The organism is Sphingomonas bacterium (genome assembly GCF_903643065.1).
GTDB lineage: Bacteria > Pseudomonadota > Alphaproteobacteria > Sphingomonadales > Sphingomonadaceae > Sphingomonas.
Map to the genome: position 1 here is coordinate 1 of NZ_CAHJWX010000135.1, position 6,084 is coordinate 6,084.

5 protein-coding genes and 2 pseudogenes are annotated in these 6,084 nt (G+C 70.0%); 3 read left to right on the plus strand and 4 right to left on the minus strand.

What is annotated here, in order from left to right; genetic code table 11:
- Nucleotides 1-620: pseudogene (locus tag HUU95_RS06245) on the plus strand (AcrB/AcrD/AcrF family protein); the annotation flags it as partial.
- Here HUU95_RS06245 and HUU95_RS06250 read toward each other — a convergent pair.
- The 4 genes from HUU95_RS06250 to HUU95_RS06265 all read right to left on the minus strand — a co-directional run bounded on the left by HUU95_RS06250 (nt 613) and on the right by HUU95_RS06265 (nt 3,735).
- Entirely contained in the window at nt 613-2,094 is a 1,482-nt protein-coding gene (locus HUU95_RS06250) for an APC family permease (protein ID WP_174279326.1), read from the minus strand. The pseudogene HUU95_RS06245 and the gene HUU95_RS06250 overlap by 8 nt on opposite strands.
- A gap of 153 nt (nt 2,095-2,247) precedes the next feature.
- The gene (locus tag HUU95_RS06255; protein ID WP_174279327.1) at nt 2,248-2,706 is read right to left on the minus strand and encodes a hypothetical protein; all 459 of its coding nucleotides are present in this window, start codon (nt 2,704-2,706) and stop codon (nt 2,248-2,250) included.
- A 21-nt stretch (nt 2,707-2,727) separates the two neighbouring features.
- Entirely contained in the window at nt 2,728-3,339 is a 612-nt protein-coding gene (locus HUU95_RS06260) for an OmpA family protein (RefSeq protein ID WP_174279328.1), read from the minus strand.
- A 132-nt stretch (nt 3,340-3,471) separates the two neighbouring features.
- Nucleotides 3,472-3,735, minus strand: coding sequence for a GlsB/YeaQ/YmgE family stress response membrane protein (locus HUU95_RS06265; RefSeq protein ID WP_174279329.1), 264 nt, complete (start codon nt 3,733-3,735; stop codon nt 3,472-3,474).
- A gap of 271 nt (nt 3,736-4,006) precedes the next feature.
- Here HUU95_RS06265 and HUU95_RS06270 point away from each other — a divergent pair, with 271 nt between their 5' ends.
- Both HUU95_RS06270 and HUU95_RS06275 read left to right on the plus strand, forming a co-directional pair.
- On the plus strand, nt 4,007-5,434 hold the full coding sequence (locus HUU95_RS06270) for a PAS domain S-box protein (protein WP_254602655.1): 1,428 nt from the start codon (nt 4,007-4,009) through the stop codon (nt 5,432-5,434).
- Between the two features lie 200 nt (nt 5,435-5,634).
- A pseudogene (locus HUU95_RS06275) lies at nt 5,635-6,084 on the plus strand (hypothetical protein); the annotation flags it as partial.

Sequence of the window (6,084 nt, forward strand, 5' to 3'; positions counted from 1 at the left end):
CGATGCTGGCGTGGCAGGTGCGCGCGGGGCCGGCGGCGGACCTGCTCGCGGTGCCCGGCTGCACCGCGCTGGGCGCGTTGCTCCTGCCGATGCTGGTCGGCCATCGCTCCGCCATCGTCCGCGTCGCGGGCACGGTGGGCGGCTTCATGCTCGTCACCGGGCTGTTCAGCTGGTGGATCGTCAAATACCTGCCGGTCGACAAGCCCTCGCCGCGCCGGACGCGGGTGGCGAACGCGACGGGCGAGTGCATGCGCACGTCGCGCCTGCTGATGCTGAACCGCTACCCCGCCGCGACCGTGTTCACGATGGTGGACCTCGGGCCCCGCCTGATCGTCGTTACGCACCACGACGCGGTCGCGGGACCCTATCACCGCAACGGCGGGCCGATCCTGGACGTGCAGCATGCGTTCGATCGCCAGCCCGCCGAGGCGCGCGCGATCATGCGCGCGCACCGCGCGACGCTGCTGCTCACCTGCCCCGACATGGCGGAGGGCACCATCTACGCCGCCCGCTCGCCCGGCGGCTTCTACGCGCGCCTGATGCACGGGCAGCGCTTCGCCTGGCTCGCCCCGCTCCGGCTACCGCGCCGCGCGCCCTACCGGCTGTACCGCATCAGCTAGCGCGGACCCGCTCGCCGTTGCCCGCAGGTTCCAGCTCGCCTCGGGCCGGTCGATGCTCGACCAGCGCCAGCTCGGCGAAGTGCCGTGGCCGGGCGGCGCGCATCCAGATCGCGAACAGGACGCCGGCGGCGAGCGTGAGGACGTACAAGACCGGCAGCCACGCCACGAACGGCGTGCTCACCGTCGAGAGCAGCGTGAAGTTCGTGGCGACGGTCGTCAGCGCGCCCAGCAGGCCGATCGCGGCGCAGGCGGCGGCCATCAGCACCACCGGCCCCGCCTCGCGTGCACGGCGGACGACGTAGAACAGGATCGCCACCGCCGCCGCGGCCTGGAGCGCGATGATGCCGAGCGTGCCCATGCCGATCAGCACCGGGATGGTCGCGGCATAGGGATCGGTCCGCGTCGACGCGATCGCGACGAGGCAGATCACGGTCGCGGCCGAGAGGCAGATCGTCGCCGCCACGGGCACGCGCCGCTGCTCGTCGAACCGGGCGAGGCGGCGCGGCACCAGCCCCTCGCGGGCAAGCGCGTACAGGTAGCGCGAGGCGGCGGCGTGGATCGCGATATAGGTCGCCAGCATCGAGGTGCACAGCAAGATGCCGGCGATGTCCGACGCCGCCTCGCCATCGTAGCGCTTGATGAGATCGAGGATCAGCGTGCCGCCATGCGCCAGCGCGAGCGGCTTTGCCTGGACGGGGCCGAGCGCGCCGACCACGATCCAGGCGGTGACGAGATAGAAGGAACCGATGAGGACGACCGAGATATAGCTTGCCAGCGGGATGCTGCGCACCGGATCGGCGGCCTCCTTCGTATACAGCGCGCCCGACTCGAAGCCGACGAAGCAGGTGAAGGCCGTCATCAGCGACACGCCGATCCCGGGCGCCACCCACTGGCCGGCGGCGAAGGAGGCGAGCGGGAAGGCCGCCATGCCCCGAGCCGCGACGACCGTCCCGTCGAACACGACCAGCACCAGCGTCTCGACGACGATGATGACGGCCAGCAGCTTGGCGGACGCGTCCATCGACCGATAGTTGAGGATACCCGCGAGCAGCACGGAGACGGCCGCGCAGATCGTCCAGTCGACCTTCAGGCCGATGGCGACGAAGACCTGCTCGTCGAAATAGCCGCACGCCGCCGCGAGCCCGAAGGCGAACGACGCATAGGCGGCGACCGCGCAATAGGCGGCGCCCACGCCGAGTTCCTTGCCCAATCCCTCCGCGACATAGGTGTAGAAGGCACCCGTGCTGACCACCCGGCGGCCGATGAAGGCGTAGCCCGTGGTGAAGGCGATCAGGATGGCACCGGCGATCAGAAAGGCGACGGGCACGCCCGCCCCCGTGCCCCGCGCGATCGCGACCGGCAGATTGCCGATCATGGAGGCGAGCGGCGCCGCCGCGGCGATCACCAGGAACACGATGGTGCGGGTCGGCAGCAGATGACGCCGCTGCGCCTCCGATGGGCTTGGCAGTTCCATGCGCGATCTTTCGGCAGCTGTTCCGGCGCCGCCTTGTAAGGGCGGCGAGGAGAAACGCACCTGCGATCTGACCGCGACGAGGGGATCGGCCCCCCGCTCCGCATGGCGGTCGATGGGCCGGAGCGGCGCCAGCCGCTCCGGCCCATGCCTCGGTCAGCCGCGATCGGCCGTGTAGGAGCGGAACCGCGCGCCGCCGACGGCCGCGTCCCGGCTGCCAGTCAGGAGATTCTCGTCGGCCTCGGCGACAGGCGCGGCATCCCAGCCCTGCGCGCGCCACTGCCGGGAACGCTCGTCGAGGTCGATCGAGTTCGCGTCCTCAAGCGCCGCCACCGCCTCCGGCACATTGTCGTCATCGACGGTGGCGGTCAGCAGGAAGCCGCCGCGACGGATGCCTTCCTCATAGGCGTGCCGGTCCTCGTGCGGCACGAACGCGCCCTTGATGCTGGCCCACAGGCCCTGATCCCTGGTGGTCGGGTCGGCGCCGCTCGTCTGGTGCGTGGTGTCGTCGTGGACGGCGACATGGGCAGCATCGACGCCGGCCTGGCGGAGGCGCTCGGCCCCGGCGTCGGCGTCGGCGCGGGTGTCGAACAGGGCGGTGATGGTGCGTGACATGGGGTTGTTCCTTTCAGATGTTCAGCGTTGCGTGACGACGAGCTCGGTACGGCGGTTCTCCGCGCGTCCCGAGGCGGTGGCGTTGGTGTCGACGGGATCACGGTCGCCGCCGCTCGCGGTGTCGATCCGGCCCGCGTCTATCCCCTGCCGGACGAGCGCCGCCTTGACGCTGTCGGCGCGTGCCTTGCCGAGCGCGACGTTGCTCGCCGCCGATCCCCGCGTGTCGGCATAGCCGGCGATCCGAATGCGCGCGTTGCCATAGGTCTTCAGCGTCGCGGCGACCGCATCCACGTCCGCCCGGTCGGCGGCGCGGATGTCGCTGCTGGCCGTCTCGAAATTGAGCTTGTCGAACGTGAACGTCGCCGGCGTCGGCTGCGAGCCGGCGAGGAAGGCGCCCAATCCCGATGTGCCGGCGATCGCGGCGGATTGTGGGGCGTTCGGCGTCTCCGCCACGACGGTGCTGGTCGTGGCCGTCGCGTTCGTCGCCTGGTGCCGGTTGCAGCGGCTCAGCGCCAGCAGCGCGGCGAGCACGCCCAGCGCGAGCAGCAGCCACGCCAGCCAGTTGGTCTTCGTTCGCTCGATGTGGATCTCGCGTGGGGGCGCCCCGTCGGTGCGCCTGTCGTTCTTGGCCATGCCGATGCTCCTGAAATGAGGATATTGGCTCAACTGGGCGGGCGCTCGCCGGCCCCTGACGGAGACGATCGTGCGAGGACGCCGGTCCCGGGGAGGAGACCGGCGCACCTGCGTCGCCTCGTCAGCCTTGAGTCAGCGCACCGCGCCGCGACGGACGAGGTTGACGATCGCGAGCAGCACGATCGCGCCGAGCAGCGACACCAGGATCGATTGGATGCTGATCTCACCGCTGGTGATCGGGGCGCCACCGATCAGCGGCGTGACGATGAAGCCGGCGACGATCGCGCCGACGATGCCGATGACAATGTTGAGGATGATGCCCGTATTGTCGCGCATGATCATGCTGGCCACCCAGCCGATCAGGCCGCCGACGACGAGAAGAATAATAAGGCCCATGTTGCCCTCCATACCCACGAGGCGGCAGGCAGGATCGCCCTCCGCTCCCGATCAGGTCGTCCGCATCAACCCCGATTGCGAGCCGGCGTTCATCGAGGGCCTTGCCAGCGCCGTTCGCGATTGATGCGGATGTCATGGTCGCATTGGTGATTCCGGCGGCCCCGGTGCGCCCCGCAAGGAACAACTCGACCGTTGGCGGGCTTCCTTCGCTATGACTCACCAGCAGACGAGCGGGTCGCGCTCACCCACCTTGCGACATCTTGAGCAGCTGATGGCCGGCCTCACCGCGGGCGTGATCCTGGTCGATCCGGCTGGCGCGCTGGTCGGCGCCAACGACGCGGCCCTGCGCATGCACGGCGTGAAGCAGGCATCGGAGCTGGGCGCCACCGCGGACGAATATTGCCAGCTTTTCTCGCTCAGCCGGCGCAACGGGCGCCGGCTGAAGGCGAGGGAATATCCGATCATGCGCATGCTCGCGGGCGAGAGCTTCCCCGACCTGACCGTCGAGGTGGCGTCGATCGGCGCCAACGAGCCGCGCTGGACGCACGAGGTGCACGATGTCGTGATGGACGAGGACGGCGGCGATCCCGACTGCCTGGCGCTGGTCATCCAGGACGTGTCCGAACGCTACGACGCGGAAGGCCGGTTCGAGGCGATGTTTCAGGCGAACCCGGCGCCGGCGCTGATCCTGCGATTGCACGACCAGCGCTTCATCCGGGTCAACGCCGGCTTCGCGGAGCTGTGCGGCTGCCCGCGCGACACGATCGAGGGCCGGCACCTGCGCGACTTCGACATCCTGTCCCGCACCGAGCGCGCGGCGATCGTCGCCGAGCGACTGGCCGATGGTCTCACCATCCCGCAGGTCGAGGCGGAGCTGCCATTGCCGGACGGGTCACGCCACCTGGTCATCCTCGCCGGCCAGCCGATCGAGGTCGCCGAGCAGAAATGCATGTTGTTCACCTTCGCGGACCTGGAGCCGCGACGCAGCGCCGAGACCGCGCTCCGGGCAAGCGAGCACCGCTCGACGACGATGTTCCGGCTCGCCCCCGTCGCGATGGCCGTCACCTCCGCGGGCGAGCACCGGATCGTGGAGGTCAACGAGGCCTTCTCGCGGATGGTCGGGCGATCGGCGCACGAGCTGATCGGCCGTACCGTGGACGATTTCCAGCTGTGGAACGACGCCGCGCAGCGCCGCACGACCGAGGAGGAGATCGACCGTAGCGGCGGCGTACGCACCTGCGACGTGCGGGTGCTGCCAAGGGACGGCGAGCCCGTCGACTGCCTCGTCTCCGCCGAGGCGATCGACGTGCGGGGCGAGCGCTGCGTGTTGTGGCTCTATCAGGACGTCACCGAACGCCGTCACAGCGAGCTGGAACTCGTGGACGCGATCGACGCGGTGATGAAGGACGCGAGCTGGTTCAGCCGCTCGATCATGGACAAGCTGGCGACGCTGCGCGAGGGCGGCGCCGCGCCATCGCCCATGTCCGTCGAGCTGAGCCCGCGCGAGCGCGAGGTGCTGGAGCTGATCTGCGACGGGCTGGACGACAAGGGCATCGCCGGGCGGCTGGGCCTCACCCCCAACACCGTGCGCAACCACGTCTCGCGCCTTTACGGCCGGATCGGGGTGAACCGCCGCAGCGCCGCCGTGATCTGGGCGCGCGAGCGCGGCATCGGCGGTCGGTCCCGCGAGCGCACGTGATCGAGTCGCGCCGCCGCCGACGCCACGAGAACGCGCCGTGGCCTTCCCCGACCCCTACGTCCGCCCAGGTAATCGCCGGTCCCTGAACCCGGCTCGGAGGGGATGCGGAGCGATCTGATCCGATCTGGGCCGCCAGAATGGTTCCGTAGTGTTTGATTAAGCCGCATCGCCGATCTCCGCCGTGATCGACGGATGAGATGATGCGCAGGTCAAGGATAGTCACGGTAGCGGCGCGAGCCGGCGGCGTTCTCGCCGCCGCGCTGTTCTGCGTCTCCGCCCGTGGCGAGACGATCGCCGGCACGAACATCAACAATACTGCTACCCTCGTCGCCACGGTTGGTGATGGATCGGTTCGTGTTCCGTCCAATACTGTCTCGCTCCTGGTCGACGAGCGACTGAATCTCACGCTCGCGAGCGCCGACGGCCCGATCGCGATCGATGCCGCCGCCACGGGAACGCCGTTCACGCTGACCAACACCGGCAACGGCACCGAGGCGTTCGTGCTGACCGGCACCGCCGGTGGCGACACCCTGACCTTCGCGATCGATGTCGACGGCGACGGCCGGTTCGATCCCGCGCACGATACCGCGCTGGCCGACGGGCGGACGCCGGCGCTGGCGCCGGGCGGCCGGCTCGCGCTGCTGGCCATC

Bases quoted from the DNA above. Each gene is read 5' to 3' on its own strand.
- HUU95_RS06255 (WP_174279327.1), bottom strand. From the start codon at position 2,706: ATGTCACGCACCATCACCGCCCTGTTCGACACCCGCGCCGACGCCGAC.
- HUU95_RS06265 (WP_174279329.1), bottom strand. From the start codon at position 3,735: ATGGGCCTTATTATTCTTCTCGTCGTCGGCGGCCTGATCGGCTGGGTG.
- HUU95_RS06260 (WP_174279328.1), bottom strand. From the start codon at position 3,339: ATGGCCAAGAACGACAGGCGCACCGACGGGGCGCCCCCACGCGAGATC.
- HUU95_RS06250 (WP_174279326.1), bottom strand. From the start codon at position 2,094: ATGGAACTGCCAAGCCCATCGGAGGCGCAGCGGCGTCATCTGCTGCCG.
- HUU95_RS06270 (WP_254602655.1), top strand. From the start codon at position 4,007: ATGGCCGGCCTCACCGCGGGCGTGATCCTGGTCGATCCGGCTGGCGCG.